The 16,222-nt window shown below is 71.4% G+C and carries 14 protein-coding genes; 6 read left to right on the top strand and 8 right to left on the bottom strand.

The features are described from left to right. Positions 1 to 59: 59 nt before the first annotated feature. On the top strand, positions 60 to 2,507 hold the full coding sequence (locus WME73_RS50830) for a TonB-dependent receptor domain-containing protein (protein ID WP_437914331.1): 2,448 nt from the start codon (positions 60 to 62) through the stop codon (positions 2,505 to 2,507). Positions 2,508 to 2,651: 144 nt separating this feature from the next. Here the strand turns inward: WME73_RS50830 and WME73_RS50825 are convergent, their stop codons facing one another. The 8 genes from WME73_RS50825 to WME73_RS50790 form a co-directional block, all read right to left on the bottom strand. After that, positions 2,652 to 3,680, bottom strand: a complete 1,029-nt coding sequence (locus WME73_RS50825; protein ID WP_437914330.1) for a sialate O-acetylesterase — start codon at positions 3,678 to 3,680, stop codon at positions 2,652 to 2,654. Between the two features lie 479 nt (positions 3,681 to 4,159). Next, the gene (locus WME73_RS50820; protein WP_437914329.1) at positions 4,160 to 5,404 is read right to left on the bottom strand and encodes a molybdopterin molybdotransferase MoeA; all 1,245 of its coding nucleotides are present in this window, start codon (positions 5,402 to 5,404) and stop codon (positions 4,160 to 4,162) included. A gap of 25 nt (positions 5,405 to 5,429) precedes the next feature. Continuing rightward, positions 5,430 to 6,014, bottom strand: coding sequence for a Uma2 family endonuclease (locus WME73_RS50815; protein ID WP_437914328.1), 585 nt, complete (start codon positions 6,012 to 6,014; stop codon positions 5,430 to 5,432). Between the two features lie 77 nt (positions 6,015 to 6,091). Then, a complete protein-coding gene (locus tag WME73_RS50810) occupies positions 6,092 to 7,957 on the bottom strand; it encodes a DUF2330 domain-containing protein (protein ID WP_437743477.1) in 1,866 nt (621 codons plus the stop codon). A 137-nt stretch (positions 7,958 to 8,094) separates the two neighbouring features. Continuing rightward, positions 8,095 to 9,180 (bottom strand): ABC transporter ATP-binding protein, encoded by a 1,086-nt coding sequence (locus WME73_RS50805; protein WP_437743476.1) that lies wholly within the window; start codon positions 9,178 to 9,180, stop codon positions 8,095 to 8,097. 100 nt (positions 9,181 to 9,280) lie between these two features. Further along, entirely contained in the window at positions 9,281 to 10,159 is an 879-nt protein-coding gene (locus tag WME73_RS50800; protein ID WP_437743475.1) for an ABC transporter permease, read from the bottom strand. Between the two features lie 13 nt (positions 10,160 to 10,172). Next, entirely contained in the window at positions 10,173 to 11,267 is a 1,095-nt protein-coding gene (locus WME73_RS50795) for a polyamine ABC transporter substrate-binding protein (RefSeq protein ID WP_437743474.1), read from the bottom strand. Positions 11,268 to 11,333: 66 nt separating this feature from the next. Then, entirely contained in the window at positions 11,334 to 12,179 is an 846-nt protein-coding gene (locus tag WME73_RS50790) for an ABC transporter permease (protein ID WP_437743473.1), read from the bottom strand. A 346-nt stretch (positions 12,180 to 12,525) separates the two neighbouring features. On the opposite strand from WME73_RS50790, the gene WME73_RS50785 reads away from it, so the two are divergent. From WME73_RS50785 to WME73_RS50765, 5 genes are all read left to right on the top strand, one after another. After that, positions 12,526 to 12,975: a DUF2203 domain-containing protein gene (locus WME73_RS50785; RefSeq protein ID WP_437743472.1), complete on the top strand. Its 450-nt coding sequence runs from the start codon at positions 12,526 to 12,528 to the stop codon at positions 12,973 to 12,975. An 11-nt stretch (positions 12,976 to 12,986) separates the two neighbouring features. Then, on the top strand, positions 12,987 to 13,562 hold the full coding sequence (gene folE, locus WME73_RS50780) for a GTP cyclohydrolase I (protein WP_437914327.1): 576 nt from the start codon (positions 12,987 to 12,989) through the stop codon (positions 13,560 to 13,562). Continuing rightward, complete coding sequence (locus WME73_RS50775) at positions 13,559 to 14,245, top strand: SDR family NAD(P)-dependent oxidoreductase (RefSeq protein WP_012241908.1); 687 nt, start codon at positions 13,559 to 13,561, stop codon at positions 14,243 to 14,245. The genes folE and WME73_RS50775 overlap by 4 nt, the downstream gene beginning before the upstream one ends. A gap of 127 nt (positions 14,246 to 14,372) precedes the next feature. Next, complete coding sequence (locus WME73_RS50770; protein WP_437743470.1) at positions 14,373 to 15,038, top strand: LON peptidase substrate-binding domain-containing protein; 666 nt, start codon at positions 14,373 to 14,375, stop codon at positions 15,036 to 15,038. 113 nt (positions 15,039 to 15,151) lie between these two features. Further along, entirely contained in the window at positions 15,152 to 16,150 is a 999-nt protein-coding gene (locus WME73_RS50765; protein WP_437714823.1) for a hypothetical protein, read from the top strand. Positions 16,151 to 16,222: the final 72 nt, after the last annotated feature.

Raw genomic sequence — 16,222 nt, 5'->3', positions numbered from 1 at the left:
GCTCTGCGGCGCATCGCCCCGCGCTGGTCCTCGCTGAGCGGCCCCTCCGCGGCGCGGCGATGCGCTTTCTCCGGCGATCCACGGCAGCCGCAGCGCTGCTCGCGAGCGCGCTCGCGCCGTGCCTCGCCGCCGCCGCGCCTGACACGCCGCTGCCCCATGCAAAGCCGCCTGCGGAGCCGTCCGGCGATGCGCCGCCTGCAAAGCCGTCCGGCGACGCGCCGCCTGCAAAGCCGTCCGGCGATGCGCCGCCCCCCGATGCGCCGCCGGCAGCGCTCGTACCACCATCGCCGCTCACGCCGCTCGGCGCCGACTACCCTGCTGGGGCGCATGGTGACGCGACGGTCCACCTCGTCCTCACGGTCAACGCGGAGGGCACCGTCCGCTCCGCGGTCGCCGAGGATGGCGTGGAGCCGTTCGCATCGGCCGCCGTGGCCGCCGCAACGTCGTTCCGCTTTGCGCCGGCCACCAGGAACGGCGCGCCGGTCGCCGCCAGGATCCGCGTCGAGGTCCGCTTCACCGAAGCCGCGTCGCCCGCGCCGCCCGGCGCCTCCGCAGCCGCGCCGCCCGGCGCCTCCGCGCCCGCGCCGGAGCGCCCGGCGACGGCAGCCGGGCCGGCGCCGAGCGCGCCGCGCGCGATCGAGGTCACCGTGCGCGGCGAGCAACCGGCGCCCGGCGTCTCCAGCTTGAGCCGCGGCGAGGTCAGGATCGTCCCTGGCGCGTTCGGCGACCCCTTCCGCGCCCTCGAGGTGCTCCCCGGGGTGACCCCCATCGTCTCGGGGCTGCCGTTCTTCTACGTTCGCGGCTCACCGCCGGGCAACGTCGGCTATTTCCTCGATGGCATCCGCGTCCCCTACCTCTATCACCTCGGGCTCGGGCCCTCCGTGGTCCATCCCGGCATCGTCGATCGCGTCGACCTCTACCCTGGCGGCTACCCCGCGCGTCACGGTCGGTACGCCGGCGGCATCGTCGCGGGCGAGACGACGCCGCCGCTCCCATACTGGCACGGTGAGGGCATGCTGCGGCTCGTCGACGTGGGCGGGCTCGTCGAGGGCCCCTTCGCCGGAAACCGAGGGGCCGCGCTCGTGGGCGGCCGCTACTCGTACACGGCGTTGCTCCTCTCGCTCGCCGCCCCCGAGGTCGCGCTCGATTACTGGGATTACCAGGCCCGGCTGTCCTACGAGGTCGTCCCGGAAGGCCGGGTGAGCCTCTTCGCGTTCGGCGCCCACGACTTCCTCGGGAGCGAGGAAGACGGCGAGGAGACGACCCTCTTCGACACGACATTTCACCGGCTCGATCTCCGGTACGACCAGGCCTATGGCCAGGGCAGCGCGCTGCGCGGCGCGCTGACGCTCGGCCACGACGAGACGGGGATCGGGGACGGCCAGAAAGCGCTGACTCGGAGCCTCGGCGCGCGCCTCTCGCTCGCTCACCGGCTGCGCGACGAGACGATGATCCGCGCCGGCATCGACGCCGTGGTCGACGACAACGAGCTCGATCTCGCGACCGGCGCCGACGACCCGGGCGACGTCGCGCCGGACGATGACGACGACGTCCCCGTCGACGATCTCCTCTTGAGCCGCGTCGACCTCACGGTGGGCGGCTACATCGAGTCGGACATCGCGATCACCCCGCGCCTGCGCATCACCCCCGGGCTCCGGCTCGATCTCTACCACTCCGACGGCACGGTCGCGCTCGCCGTCGATCCGCGGCTCTCGGCGCGGCTCTCGCTCGGGCGCGGGGTGACGTTCGTGCAGGCGCACGGCATCGCCTCCCAGCTGCCGAGCTTCGTCGTCCCGATCCCCGGCTTCCGCCCGCGCCTCGAGGACGGCCTCCAGCGGAGCTTCCAGTCGAGCGCCGGCGTCGAGCTCGCGCTGCCGGCGGACATCACGGCCACGGTCTCGGTGTTCCATAACGCGTTCTTCAACATGACCGACGCGCTCGGCTCGCTGGGCCTCGAATCGGTCGAGGACGCCTTCACGCTCCGCGCGCTCGGCGCCGCGACCGGCGTGGAGCTGTCGGCCCATCGGCGGCTCACGCGGCGCGTCGGCGGGTTCGCGTCGTACACGCTGTCGCGCTCCACGCGGAGCATCGGCCGAAGCCGGCAAGTGAGCGCGTTCGACCGGACCCACGTGGCGAACGTCGCGCTGACCTACGACCTCGGTCGCGGGTACAGGGCTGGCGGGCGCTTCGTGTTCTACTCCGGGCTCCCCCAGAGGATCGGCGGCGCGACGCTCCCGCCGATCAGCGGCATCCCCGGAGGCTCCGGATCCCTCGCCGGCGGAGCGCCGCGGTGGGAGCGGCTGCCGCCGTTCTTCCGCCTCGATGTCCGCCTGGAGAAGCGCTGGTCGATCGGGAAGGCGGGCTGGCTGGCGGTCGTCCTCGACGTGCTCAACACCACGTTATCGAAGGAGACCATGCCGGGGATGTGTGATGCGTTCTCGTCGTGCGAGCCGACGACGTTCGGGCCTGTCACCGTCCCGAACCTCGGCCTGGAGGGCGGGTTCTGACGCCCCGGAGGCGCGGCGCCCCAGGCTGGCGATGGCCCGCGCCCGCTCCGGCGGGAGAAGAGGATGCTTCAGGGTCGACCGACCACGGCAGGCACAGTCACCGCAGCTCTCCTCGGCGAGGGGGAAATGCGGGGATGCCTCAGGTTACCACTTCAAGGCTTCGATCATCTTCTCACCATAACGCGTGCCCATGAGAACGACGGACGCATGATCGAAGTGGTACTGATCCATGACCTTGGTCCCATCCTGAGAGACCCAGTATCCATCAGGCAACATATCGGCCGCTTGGTGCACGAGGCTGTTGTGACCGCTGCAACACCCGCCCGCGGGGAGCTCTCCAAGGATGAAGGGAACGTCGTAGTCGACACCCCAGGCTTCTTTCACCTCGTTATAGAGCTGAACGACCTTGCCGGGCCATGAGCTCTGGCCGCTGTCGGACTCACCCTGGTGGAAGATGATGCCCGCGAAGCGCGCATTCTCGGCCGTCTTCGCCTTGGCGATCTTGTTCAAGATCATCTGGTGATGCGAGCCGCCAGAGATGAACGTGTTGATCGACTCACCGCTCTCAGCAGTACCGACCAACCCGATCGTATCCCCCTCAGGCAGCTTTCCGAGCAGGGTCTTGCCGAACCAGATGCCTGGGTCGACCGCCGTCGACAGGTTCCACCCCTTTTCACCGGGGCAATCGTTGAGCGGCGGATTGGCCACGTTCCACTGTCCGGCCGGCTGGTTGCATCCGCCGAGGACCTTGAGCCGCTGGTCAGAGTTCTGGTCACTGGCCTGTTTGTCCGCGACGCCAGCCATGTTCGACTGACCCATGAGCATGAAGACGTGGAACGTCGGACGTGAGTTCGGCGCGCCGCCGGTGCCTGCCCCGCTGCTATCCGATCCGGTCCCTACCGTGGCGCCGCCTCCGCTCCCCGCGGTCGTGCTGCCCGTGGCGCCGCCTCCGCTCCCCGCGGTCGTGCTGCCCGTGGCGCCGCCTCCGCTCCCCGCGGTCGTGCTGCCTGTGGCGCCGCCTCCGGTTCCCGGATCGGCCCCCCCGGTGTTGTCGACCTCACCGGTCGCGCCAGGCGAAGAGGACTCGCCACAACCCGACGCGGCGATGATGGCGAGAAATGGGAGGAGTAGGAATCTGGCAGTGCCTCGGAGTGTGCGGTTCATCTGGGTCATGGTCGTTACCTCGTCGCGCCCGGTCGCGATCAGAACACAAGAGCGGAATTGGGGGGCCGGCCGTGCGGTGCCGACAGGACGAACGTCGCCCGCAAAGAGCTCAGCGCCGAGGCCTAACCTATCGCATCTTGGGTGCCCGGCATCCAGGATTCGGCCCAGGATGGCGCGCGGAGAAGACCGCTGTTGATGGAATCTTTCATCATCGGCGGCGTTCGTTCTCCCTGCCCCTCAAGCGCGGACCGGCCCTCTCGAAACGAAGCGGTTTCATGGTCCCGGATCTCGGAAATTTGAAACGGACGCGCCGCGCTGGCAACGCAGGTGACTCATCACGAGGCAACCGCGTTGCCTCCGCGCTTCACCGCGCTCGCGGGGAAGGCCGCCAAGCGCTCATCGATGTCGTTCGGACCACGCTCAGCATCTTGGTGAAGCACGCCAACTCGACTTGTACCCGGCTCCGCCCGGCGGTAGACCCCGCCGCCTCACGCGTCGTAGAGCAGCACCTCGACCTCGGCGCCCTCGCCGATCACCGCCTCCTCGGCCTGCACGATGACCACGCCGTCCGCGCGCGTCGTCGACGACAGGATGGACGCGCCGCTCGTCGCGATCGGAAACACCCGATCTCCCTCGACACGCACCCTCACGTAATCGACGCGCCCGGGCTGGGAGGCGATCTCGCTCGCCACCACGCACCGCCGCCGCCGGTGCGGCCACGCGCGCGGCAGCCCGCCGAGGGCGCGGATCGACGGGCCGGCGAAGAACTCGTAGGCGCAGAGGCACGACACCGGGTTGCCCGGCAGCAGGAACACCGCCCGCCCCCCGCGCAAGAAGCCGAACCCAGCGGGCTTCGCGGGGCGCATCGCGACGCCGTGGACCACCACCTCACCCAGCTCCGCGAGCACGAGCGGCGCATGGTCCTCCGAGCCGACCGACGAACCGCCGGAGACCAGCACCACGTCCCCGCCCGCTGCCTCGAGGGCAGCCCGCACCGCCTCGCGCCGGTCGGGGACGTACGCGACGGCCACGTCCTCCGCGCCGTCACGGCGCGCGAGCGCCGAGAGCACCAGGCTGTTCGTGTCGACGATGCACGCCCCGCTCGGCGCGCTCCCCGGTGGCAGGAGCTCGTCGCCCGTGATCAGGATCCGCACCGACGGCCTGCGCACCACGCGCACCTCGGCGACCCCGGTCGAGGCGAGCACGCCGACGTCCTGCGGGCGCAGCCGGCGCCCCGCCGGCACGACCTCCGCGCCCTCCAGCACGTCCTCGCCGATCGCCGCGACGTGCTTGCCGGACGGCACCGGCTCGCGCGCCCGCACGACCGCCGCCCCGTCGCGGCCCGCGCCCTCTTCCGCGCGCTCCGCCACCAGCACCGCGTCCGCCCCCTCCGGCACCGGCGCCCCGGTCGTGATCCGCACCGCCTCGCCCCGGCGGATCGCGCCCGCGTGCGGGCGCCCGGGGAACGACGCGCCCACGAGCGCGAGCTCCACCGGCGCGAGAGCAGCCGCGCCGGCGGTCGCCTCGCCGAGCAGCGCATAACCGTCCATCGCCGCGCGGACGAAGTGGGGCACGCTGATCCGCGCGCGCACGGGCTCCGCCGCCACCCGCCCGACCGCCTCGCCGATCGGGACCAGCTCGTCACCGAGCCGCTGGATCCGCCGCTCCAGGACCTCGAGCGCGCGCTCGACCGCCGTGTGCTCGCGAAAACCCCGCATCCGGACGTCGCGCATCGGCTCTCCGTGGAACGACGGCCGCTCAGACCGCCGCGGAGGCCTCGAGCGCGCCCCGGTACACCTCGTCCACATCGAGCAGGGCGTCGATCGACGCGAGCCGCGCGCGCTCGCCGGGCCCGGCCTCGTAGAGCGTCCACGTGCCGTCCTCGTTGCGCCGGAAGACCTCGATCCTCCGGTGCGCCTGGGAGACCAGGACGTACTCCCTCAGCGAGGGGATCCGGCGGTAATGCGCGAATTTCTCTCCCCGATCGTACGCCTCCGAGGAGTCCGACAGCACCTCGACAAGCACCAGCGGGTTGACCACCGCGTCCTTGTCCTCGGGATCGCGCGCGATCGGGCCGCAGACGACGCTCACGTCGGGGTAGGTGGCGAGGCCCGTCGCGAGCACGCGCACGCGGAGGTCGGACGAGAACACCTCGCAGGGGCGCCGGCCGAGCTGCGCGCCGAGCGCCACGGTCACCCGCGCCGCGAGCCGCGCGTGCTCCGGCGTGCCGCCGGCCATGTCGAAGATCTCGCCGCCGAGGAACTCGTGTTTGGTCGGGCTCGCCCGCTCCTGCTCGAGGTACTCGGCGTAGGTGAAGGAGAGCCGGCGGGCGGGCGCGTTCACGTCATGACCTCGTCCGGGAGTATGCCACGGGAACCGCCCCGCCGGTGCGCCCCCCTCCCGGAGCGCCGCCGCGCGGCCTACCGCCCGCCGCGCGAGCCGCCCTTCCGCGGCCGGCTCGCGCGCCGGAGGGGCGCGATCAGCGCAAACATCCCGAGCGCCATCACCGACAGCTTCGGCCCTCGCTTCTTCCTGGCGCTCGACTGCCGCTCGCCCGCGATCGAGCAGTCCTCCGACTCGGCGGAGTCGTCGGTGTCCCCGCTGCAGCCATCGTCCTCCGCGTAGTACTCGTCCTCGGACTCGCTCGTATCGCCGCTGCAGCCGTCGTCCTCCGCGTAGTACTCGTCCTCGGACTCGCTCGTGTCCCCGCTGCAGCCGTCGTCCTCCGCGTAGTACTCGTCCTCGGGCGCCGGCTCGCTCGTATCGCCGCTGCAGCCGTCGTCCTCCGCGTAGTACTCGTCGTCTTCGACGTCCTGCGGATCGACGTCGTCCACGACCACCGTATCGGCGGTGCCGGAGCAGCCGCAGCCCACGTCGGCGGCCGGCTCGTCGTAGTAATCGTCCGGCGGCGGGTTCCCGGCGCCCGACGAGCCGCTGGTCGGGCTCGATCCGCCGCTGCCCGGCCCGCCGCCCAGGCCGTCGGGCCCGCCCACGCCCGACGAGCCGCCCGCGCCGCCAGCGCCGGCCTCGCCGGAGCACTCGTCCACGAGGACGCGCCCGGCCCTCACGACGGGCGAGATCGCGGAGCCCTCCCCGAAGGTCAGCGGCCAGTCCGCGCCGGGCTGCCCGGCCGCGAGCCGGAGCGAGACGCGGGTCAGCCACACGGACGAGGGCGCGAGCCCGGAGAGCCCCACCGCGAGATCGTCGGCGGCCGGACCGCAGCGCAGGAGGTCGGGATCGGTCTCGTCCCTCCGGGGCGCCTCCGCGCAGTCCAGCGCGCCGTCGACAACGCCGTGCGCGGCGCGCGGGCAGCTCGCGGCGACCTTGAGGCTCGACTCCAGCGCGGCCGCGGCGACCGCGGCGCACGTGCCCGGCGCATCGCCGATGTCGCCGTACGCGCTCGCGCGCGCGAAATAGGCCTCGATCACGCTGTCCACGCTGTCGCTGCCGAGGGAGATGCGGCGGCTCAGCGCCTCGTGGCCCGCGCCCTCGACGAGCGCCCCGTGGAGCCCCGCCTGGCCGAGGGCCCCGGCGCGGAGCTCCGCATAATCGCTGCGCTGCGCGCTCGCGTCCCAGCGCAGCGAGGCCGGCGGGAGCGTCACCGGCGCCGCGCCCGAGAGCGCGCCCCGGCCGTCGCCGAGCAGCCACGCCGTCACCTGCACGTCGCCTGCGCCCGCCCCGGCCAGCGACAGCGGCAGGATCGGCTCGCCGCCGCCCATGGCGATGCGCAGCGTCCTCGTGACCGCCGCGCCACCGGGAGCGTCGAAGCGGGCCGCCGCGAACCGCATCCCTTGCAGACCCCCGAGCTGCGCGGCCGCCTCGGAGGACAGCGCGAGCCCGGCCGACGCCGCCCAGCGCGCGACCGCGTCGGCGTCCTCGAGCACCGTCACCTCGACCGGCTCGAGCGTGGCCTCGTGGGCGAGCCGCCCTACCGTCTCGAAGGGGTTCGGCGCGCCCGCCTCCCCCGGGCAGTACGGGTCGACGCCCTGGGGCGGGAGCACCCGGGGCGCCGTCGCCGCCTCGAGCGCCTCGAACCACGCGTCCGAGCTCGTGTCGAGCGCGGCGAGCGGCGGCACCGGAACGACGAGGGCCACGGGCCCGCTCGCGCCCTGGAACCGCAGGCTCGTCCAGAGCGTCGTGCGCTCCGGCCCGGCCGCGACGGCGACGCGCTGCTCGACCGACGCCTGTCCGGCGCCGGGCAGCCACGCCCCCGCGGCGAGGGCGTCGCCGGAGAGCGAGAGAAGGACCGATGAAGAAAGAGCGACCGCAAGCGACCGTCGGGGCATGCGAGGCCGATTGGCAAGCAGCATGCCCCGCAGAGTACGCCTTGTTCGAGGCCAACTTCCACGCGGCCGCGTCCGGCTGAGAACGCCGGTTCACGACGCCCCGGCGCCACACGGGCGCGACGGCCGACCGGCGAGGATCACCCCTCGTGGACGATCACGATGTCGTCGGGGTGGAGGTGGCAGAACACCCGGTCTCCGACGTGCAGCGCCGCCTGGCCGGAGCTCTCGTTGGCGACCACCGCCGTGAGCACGAGGCCGGCGTCGGTCCGGAGGCGCAGCTGGTCGGTGGCGCCCTTGAACAGCTCGTCCTCGACGCGCGCCTCGAAGCGGTTCTCCGGCGCGCCCTGCGGCTCCCTGCGGAGCGCGATCTTCTCCGGCCGGATGGAGACAAGGGTGCTCCCGGCCCCGCCCGCCAGGTGCTCGGCGTTGACGAGGAGCTCGAGCCCCCCGTCGAGCTGGACCCGCGCCCGCTCGCCGCTCCGCGAGAGGACGGTCGCGCGGAGGATGTTGGCCTGGCCGATGAAGCTCGCGACGAACGTCGTCTTGGGGCGGTGGTAGATCTGCGACGCGTCGCCGAGCTGCTCGATCCGGCCCTTGTTGATCACGGCGATGCGGTCGCTCATGGTGAGCGCCTCTTCCTGGTCGTGGGTCACGAACACGAAGGTGATCCCCAGCTTCTTTTGCAGCTCCTTGAGCTCCACCTGCATGGCGTGCCGGAGCTTCGCGTCCAGCGCCGAGAGGGGCTCGTCGAGCAGCAGGACCTTGGGGCGGCACACGATGGCCCGCGCGAGCGCGACCCGCTGCCGCTGCCCGCCGGACAGCTGCGACGGCTTGCGCTGCTCCATGCCCCCGAGCGACACCATCGCGACCGCGGCCCGGACCCGCTCGTCGATCTCCGCCCGGGGCACCTTCTTCATCCGCAGCCCGAAGCCGATGTTCTCCTGCACGGTCATGTGAGGGAACAGCGCGTAGCTCTGGAACACCTGGTTCACGTCCCGGCGGTACGGCGGCTCGTGGGTGACGTCCTTGCCCTCCAGCAAGACGGCGCCGCTCGACGGCGTCTCGAAGCCCGAGATCATCCGGAGCAGCGTCGTCTTGCCGCACCCCGAGGGGCCGAGGAGGGTGATGAACTCGCCCGCCCTGATCTGGAGGTCGACCTCGCTCACGGCGTGGAAGGCGCCGAATCGCTTGGTGACCGCGCGGAGCTCGACCATCACATCCATCGATTCACCTCGGAGGGCCGGCAAAGCGCGCGGGGGAGGCGGAAGAGGCGGAAGAGGCGGAGACGAGCGGCGCTGCGCCACCCCGCGCGACGGCGCCGCATCAGGCCTCCGGCTCCTTGCGCAGGCCGAGCAGGAAGAAGAGCGAGAACAGGAGCAGGAGCGCCATGCCGAGCGCGGCGCCGAAGGGCCAGTCGCGCGCCTGACCGAACTGGTTCTGGATGACGTTGCCGATCATCGGCACGCGCGATCCCCCCATGAGATCCGTGATCGCGAACATCCCGAGCGCCGGGATGAACACGAGCAGGACGCCCGCGAGGATGCCCGGGCGGGTGAGCGGGACGATGACGTGCGAGAACGCGGACACAGGCCCCGCGCCGAGATCGAACGCCGCCTCGATCAGGGCGTTGTCGAGCTTCTCGACGCTCCCGTAAATGGGCAGGATCATGAACGGCAAATACGAGTAGACGAGGCCGATGACCACCGCCGTCGGCGTGTACATGATGTCGAGGGGGCTCGAGATGATCCGCAGGTAGAGGAGGAGCCCGTTGAGGAGCCCCTCCGACTTGAGGATCGACATCCACGCATAGGTCCGGATGAGGAAGCTCGTCCAGAACGGCACCATCACCAGCATGAGCAGCCGGTTCCGGACGCCCTCCCTCGCCCGCCCGATGAAGTACGCCACCGGATAGCCCGCGACGAGGCAGATCGCCGTGGTGATGGCGGCGTACTTGATCGAGCTCAGCAGGATCTTGAGGTAGGTCGGGTCGAAGACCCGGGCGTAGCTCGACAGCGAGAGCTCGAAGACCACCTGCCCGAGCTCGTCCCGCTCGCAGAAGCTGTAGACGAGCATGATCGCGGTGGGCGCCACGACGAAGGCGAAGAGCCAGAGCAGGAGCGGGGCGAGCAGCAGCCACCCGCGGACGCCCGGCCTCCGCCGGGCGCCCTGGAGCTCGACGACCTGCCCGGTGGCCGTGTTCATGACGCCCCGCCGCTCACTGCGACGCCTTGAGGTCGGTCACCAGCTTGTCCACGTCCGCGGCCACCTTGCCGATGTCGTGGAACGTCTCCATCCCCGCGAGCGGCGGGTAGCTCGCCGGGTTCGCGAGCTGCTCCGGCGTGAGCAGCTTGCGCGCCTCCGCGTTGGGGTTCGTGTAAGGGAACTTGTCCGAGATGATCTTGCTGACCTCCGGACGGAGGATGTAGTTCATGAACATCTCCGCGCCGATCTTGTTCTGTGCGCTGTCGGGGATCACCAGGCTGTCGATCGCCTTGTGTGTCCCCTCCAGCGGCAGGACGAACTGGAACTTGTCCTTGTCCTCCTGGTAGAGCAGGGCCGCCTCCCCGCTCCAGACGACGCCGATGTCGACGTCGCCGTTGAGCAGCGCCGTCTTCGGGCTGTCGGAGTCGAACACCTTCACGAGCTTGATCCACTCCGCCAGGGTCGGCTTGACCTTCGCGAGGCTCTCGGGCGTGACGTCGTTGGGGTTCATCCCCATCGTCACCATGACCCAGGAGACCATCTCGCGGTTGTCGTTCAGGGCCACGATGCGCCCCTTGTACTTCGGCTGGAACACGTCCTTGAAGCCCTTCACGGGCTCCTTCACCTTCTGGGTGTTGACGACGATGCCCACGACCGTGCCCATCCACGGGACCGAGTACTTGAGCTCCGGGTCGTGCGGCTGGTTCCTGAACGCGGGCGCGATGTTCTTCAGGTTCGGGATGCGCGATGGTTCGAGCAGCTGCAGCTTCTTCTGCCGGATGAGCGCCTCGACCGCGTACTCCGACGGCTGGATGAGGTCGTACCGGGTGCTCCCCGCGAGGAGCTTCGACAGCATCTCCTCGTTCGAGGCGAAGGTCTCGTAGTTGACCTTGATCCCCGTCTCCTTCGTGAAGCCGTCCAGGACCTCCTGCGGGACGTACTCGGACCACCCGAAGAGGTTGAGCTCGTCGCCGGGCTTCGGCTCGGGCGCTGGGGCGCTGCCCGAGGCGGCCGCCTGCTGCGGCGCCGGGCTCTCCTTCTTCCCGCAGCCGAGGAGGCAGAGGAGCGGGACGAACATCAGTATCAAGAGCGCTGAGATGCGTTTCATTGGCCTTTTCCTTGTCTCGCCTGCGCCGGCGCAGGCCCCCGCGTTCGCGCCGCGCGCCGCTCCCCTTCAGCTCTCGTCGGGGAGCCGCCTCGCGGTGCCCTTCAGCGACTCGGCGATCACGACGAGCATCGCGGTCGCTGCGATGAACACCGTCGAGATCGTGTTCAGCATCGGGTTCAGACCGACCTTCGCCATGCCGAACACCTTGATCGGCAAGGTCTCGGACTTGGGCCCACGGGTGAAGTAGGTGACGATGAGCTCGTCCATCGACAGCGTGAACGACATCAGCGCACCGGAGATGATCGCGGGCAGAAGGTAAGGCACCATGATCAGGAAGAACGCCTTGAGCGGCGTCGCCCCGAGGTCCAGGGCGGCCTCCTCGAGCGACGGATCGAGCCCCGCGAGCCGCGCCTGGACGGCGATCAGCACGAACGGGAAACAGAAGGTGACGTGCGAGATGATGACCGTCGTGAAGCCGAGATCGAGCTCCACCGTCTTGAAGAAGATGAGCAGGCTGATCCCCATGATGATCTCCGGGATGATCATGGGAATGAAGATCAGCGTCGTGATCGACCGGAGCGCGGGGAACCTGTACCTGTAGAGCAGGAAGGCGCCCGCCGTGCCGAGGGCGACCGAGAACGCCGTCGTGATCGCGGCGATGATCACGCTGTTGCTCAGCGACTCGATGAGCGGCGACCGCCGCTCGTCGCCCAGGTGGGCGACGAGCTCATCGAAGAGCTGCCGATACCATTTGAAGGTGAACCCCTCCCACACCACGCTCATCCGCGAGTCGTTGAACGAGTAGGCGACGAGGAGCAGGATCGGCAGATACAGGTAGAGGAGGACGAGCCCGCTCCAGCCGCCAAGGAGCCAATTCGACAGCTTGATGCCCGACATCGTCCGGAGTCGCATGCGGCGGCCTCGCGATCCGACAGGATCGCCGCGCGAGCTTATCGCTTGCAGAACGCCGCGCGCAACACATTGCCGAGTGGAGAGGAAGGGCGCGACGCAGGTGATCGCGGCCACGCTGGCTGTCGTTCGCGAGGACGCGCCTGCGCCGGCCGCACGCCCGCACGCAGACCCCACGCCCCACCGAGCGCGCCCTCGCCGCGCGCGCTGCTCGCGCGCTGCATGCGGAGCGCGCGCTGCATGCGGCGGGCGCGGCGGCTCCTTCCGTAGAAGCCCTTGACACCGCACTCTCCTCCGCTTACCGGCCCTGCATGACCGGGTCGTCGCGCCGCCCTTCAGGTGAGGTCCCGTGAGCACTTCCCGCATCTGGACGATCGAAGAAGCGAACGCGCTCGTCCCGCGGCTCTCGTCGATGATCGGCCGGCAGCTCGCCCTGGCGAGCGACGTCGAGCGCTGCTGGCAGGAGCTCGTGCAGGCCGTGCAGAACCCGGCCGCGACGCCGGATCAGCTCATCGAGATGGCGCGCAACGGCAGCGAGCAGGCGCGGGCCCGCGAGCGCGAGCTCTCGGAGAAGATCGCCGCGTACGAGTCCGGGTGGCAGGAGATCGAGGAGCTCGGGGTCGTCGTGAAGGACCAGCGGATCGGCCTCTGCGACTTCTACGGGCGCCTCGACGGCGCCCTCGTCTGGCTCTGCTGGCGCTACGGCGAGCCGGCCGTGGAGCACTACCACGGGCTCGAGGCCGGCTACGCCGGGCGCAAGCCGATCACCGCCGAGAGGCGCCGGCAGCTGCTCAACTGACGAGGCCCCTGGTGATCGATCGGAAGAGAGCGGCGTGGGCGATCGAGGAGTTCCTCCGCGCCCTCGGGCGCGACGTCGAGGGAGACCTCGCGGGCACGGGCGAGCGGGTCGCCGACGCGTGGGCCGACGACCTCATCGAAGGCGAGGCCATCGACGCGGCCGCGGTGCTCCGCGAGGGCGCCATGGAGACAGGCCCCTTCGAGCGCGGCCTCGTCGTCGCTCGCGATCTCGCCGTGACCACGATGTGCCCGCACCACCTGCTGCCGGGGCACGGCACCGGCACCATCGTCTACCTGCCGGGCGCGCGGGTCGCCGGCATCGGCACGCTCGCGCACGTCCTCGACGCGCTCGCGCGGCGGCTGACCCTGCAGGAGCGCATCGGCGGGCAGCTCGTCGAGCTCCTGGTCCGCGAGCTCGGCGCGCGCGGCGCGCTGTGCAGGCTCACGCTGACGCACACGTGCCTCATCGCCCGCGGCGAGCGCAAGGCGGGCGCCCTCATCGAGACCCTCGCCGTCGCCGGCGAGCTCGCCGAGCCAGGCCCCGAGCGCGATCTCGCCCTCGCCGCGCTCTCCGGGGGGAGGGCGTGACCGACGTCGCGGTCGTCACCGGGCCGAGCCGCGGGATCGGCCGGGCGACGGCGCTCGCGCTCGCGCGCCGCGGCCTCTCCATCGCGCTGCTCGGCCCGCCGAGCCCGCGCCTCGACGAGGTCACCGACGAGGTCCGCCGCCTCGACGTCGCCGCGCTCCCGGTCCCCTGCGACGTCGCCTCCGAGGAGCAGGTGGCGCGCGCCTCCGCCGAGGTGGTGGCGTGGCTCGGCGCGCCCCGCGTCGTCGTCAACAACGCCGGCATCGTGAGCCGCGGCGCGAAGGTCCATGAGACCGCGCCCGCCGCCTGGGACGAGGTGATCGCGGTCAACCTCCGCGGCCCCTTCCTCATCTCGCGCGCGTTCCTCCCGGCCATGCTGAAGCAGGGGCGCGGCCGCCTCGTCCACGTCGGCAGCATCTCCTCGACCCTCGCGTGCCCCGGCAACGCCTCGTACGCCGCGTCCAAGTGGGGCCTCATCGGCCTCTCGAAGAGCCTGGCCGAGGAGCTGCGCGGGACAGGGCTCCAGTCCGTCGCCGTGCTCCCCGGCTCGGTCGACACCGACATGCTCGTCGGGAGCGGGTTCCCCCCGCAGATGAGCGCCGACGAGGTGGCGCGGCTCCTCGTGTACGCCGCGCTCGACGCCCCCGACGCCGTCACCGGCTCGGCCATCGAGATGTTCGGCTGACGGCGCGCCGCGCTCGCCTCCGCGGAACGCGCGCCAGAACGCGGGCCGGCGACGGCGGACCGCCGAGCCCGATGTGCATGTACGTGGCGCCGCCACACCCCACCCCCCGCGTGCTACCCTGCGGCCCGTGGATACGACGCCTCCGCGCCCGGGCGACCTCAGTGGGGCATTGCCCGAGCTGCCGCTGTTCCCGCTGCCGCAGACGGTGCTCTTCCCCGGCGCCCTGCTGCCGCTCCACATCTTCGAGCCGCGCTACCGGGCGCTCGTGCGCGACGCCCTCGGGACGCACCGCATCCTCTCCGTCGTCCTCATCACGGACCCCCGCGCGATCGACGCGCACGGCCACCCGGCCATCGCGCAGGTGGCCGGCGCCGGCGAGATCATCGATCACGCCGAGCTGCCCGGGGGCCGCTACAACATCATGCTGCGGGGCCGCGCCCGGGTCCGCCTGGCGGAGCGCCCGTTCGTGCCGCCGTACCGCACGGCCGCGGCGACGGTCCTCGAGGACGAGCCCGGGGAGGTCTCGGCCCAGGATCACGCCGCGCTCATCTCCACCGCGGCCTCGTTCGCGGCGCTCGTCCGGGATCGGGACAGCAATTTCGAGTTCCGGCTGCCGCGCGACGCGGCCACGTCGCTCGTCGCGGATCTCTGCGCCCACCACCTCATCCTCGACGCGCGGGAGCGGCAGACGGTGCTGGAGACCCTCGACGTCGTCGCGCGGGTGCGCCGCGTGACCGAGGCGCTCGCGCTCCAGCAGCTCGCGCTCGCCTCGGCGACGCGCGACGTCAACTGAGACCCGAAGCGCCGGCCTGCCCGCATGGGCCGGCGCGGCGCACCTGAACACGGGTCCAGAAGGGGCTCCGGGGCGGGTGCGGTCGTCCCAAGATCGAGTAGGCTGCGCCGCCTATGGCGACCTCTCGTTCAACGGAACCCTCAGCCCCGATCATCGTCAAGCACCCGGGGTGTCCCCAATGGGGACTCGGATACCTCGTCGAGGAGCGCGACGAAAAGCGCTTCTACGATTTCGAGGATGGCCTCAATCACTCCATCGCCAAGGCTTTCTGGTCGAAGCTCGAGCCGGTGCAGCTCGGCGACGACGAGGCGAGCGCGCTCGAGGCCAGGATCCGCGGTCTCCGTGACCGGCCGTCGGCCGCCGCCAAGAAGCAGCGCGCCCGCGTCGTCGCGCCGCCGGTCACGAGCTTCGACGAGCAGGTCGCGAGCTTCGAGTCGCAGTTCGAGGGTGGGTTCGGGGGTCCGCAGTTCATCGCCGAGGAACGAGGCGCCGCCGGGGGCGAGGGGGCCGAGGGCCCGGCGAGCGGGGCGAAGAAGAAGAGCAAGGCCTTCAAGCAGGGCGCCATCGAGACCGCGCGCGCGCTCCTCGCCAAGGGCGAGCTCGAGGCGCTGCTCGCGGCGGGCAACCTGAACGATTTCATGGAGCGGATCACCAAGGTCCACAAGGCCGCGACCGGCCTCCTGCACCCCCTCGGCGATCTCATCCCCTTCAACAAGATGCCGGCCGAGCACCACCGCGCCTACGCCGAGGCGGTCGTGGATCTCCTCTATGGCGCGGGCGACTACGCCGCGCGCTTCGACCGGCTGGCCGGCGTGCTCGCCGCGGCCAAGGTCGTCACGTGGCCGCTCGTGACGATCCTCGGCGCGCTCGTCTACCCGGGCGAGCACGTCTTCGTGAAGCCCTCCTTCTACGAGAAGCAGGCCGCCGTGCTCGGCTTCAATCTCGCCTACGATCGCGCGCCGAGCGCCGAGGGGTATGCCCGGATGCAATCGCTGGCGCGCGAGCTCGAGCGGCGCCTGCGCGAGCGCGGCCTCGCCCCGCGCGATCTGATGGACGTCTACGCGTTCCTCTGGCGCACGATCTCCCCGTCCAAGCCGGCCACGAAGTCCTGACATCCCGCGTCAGGCCGCCCTGCGCGACGTCGTGCGACGCCGCGTTGGGCGGTCCCCGGCGCTGCGCGAGGC

Origin of the sequence: Sorangium sp. So ce302 (genome assembly GCF_051530145.1) — a bacterium.
Taxonomy (GTDB): domain Bacteria; phylum Myxococcota_A; class Polyangia; order Polyangiales; family Polyangiaceae; genus Sorangium; species Sorangium cellulosum_B.
Note: the sequence above shows the minus strand (reverse complement) of the source record. Positions and strands in the feature narration are given on the sequence as shown.

What these genes read in the sequence shown, in the direction of transcription:
- WME73_RS50830 (WP_437914331.1), top strand. Translation starts at nt 60, where the DNA reads ATGCGCTTTCTCCGGCGATCCACGGCAGCCGCAGCGCTGCTCGCGAGC.
- WME73_RS50825 (WP_437914330.1), bottom strand. Translation starts at nt 3,680, where the DNA reads ATGACCCAGATGAACCGCACACTCCGAGGCACTGCCAGATTCCTACTC.
- WME73_RS50820 (WP_437914329.1), bottom strand. Translation starts at nt 5,404, where the DNA reads ATGCGCGACGTCCGGATGCGGGGTTTTCGCGAGCACACGGCGGTCGAG.
- WME73_RS50810 (WP_437743477.1), bottom strand. Translation starts at nt 7,957, where the DNA reads ATGCCCCGACGGTCGCTTGCGGTCGCTCTTTCTTCATCGGTCCTTCTC.
- WME73_RS50805 (WP_437743476.1), bottom strand. Translation starts at nt 9,180, where the DNA reads ATGGATGTGATGGTCGAGCTCCGCGCGGTCACCAAGCGATTCGGCGCC.
- WME73_RS50800 (WP_437743475.1), bottom strand. Translation starts at nt 10,159, where the DNA reads ATGAACACGGCCACCGGGCAGGTCGTCGAGCTCCAGGGCGCCCGGCGG.
- WME73_RS50795 (WP_437743474.1), bottom strand. Translation starts at nt 11,267, where the DNA reads ATGAAACGCATCTCAGCGCTCTTGATACTGATGTTCGTCCCGCTCCTC.
- WME73_RS50790 (WP_437743473.1), bottom strand. Translation starts at nt 12,179, where the DNA reads ATGCGACTCCGGACGATGTCGGGCATCAAGCTGTCGAATTGGCTCCTT.
- WME73_RS50765 (WP_437714823.1), top strand. Translation starts at nt 15,152, where the DNA reads ATGGCGACCTCTCGTTCAACGGAACCCTCAGCCCCGATCATCGTCAAG.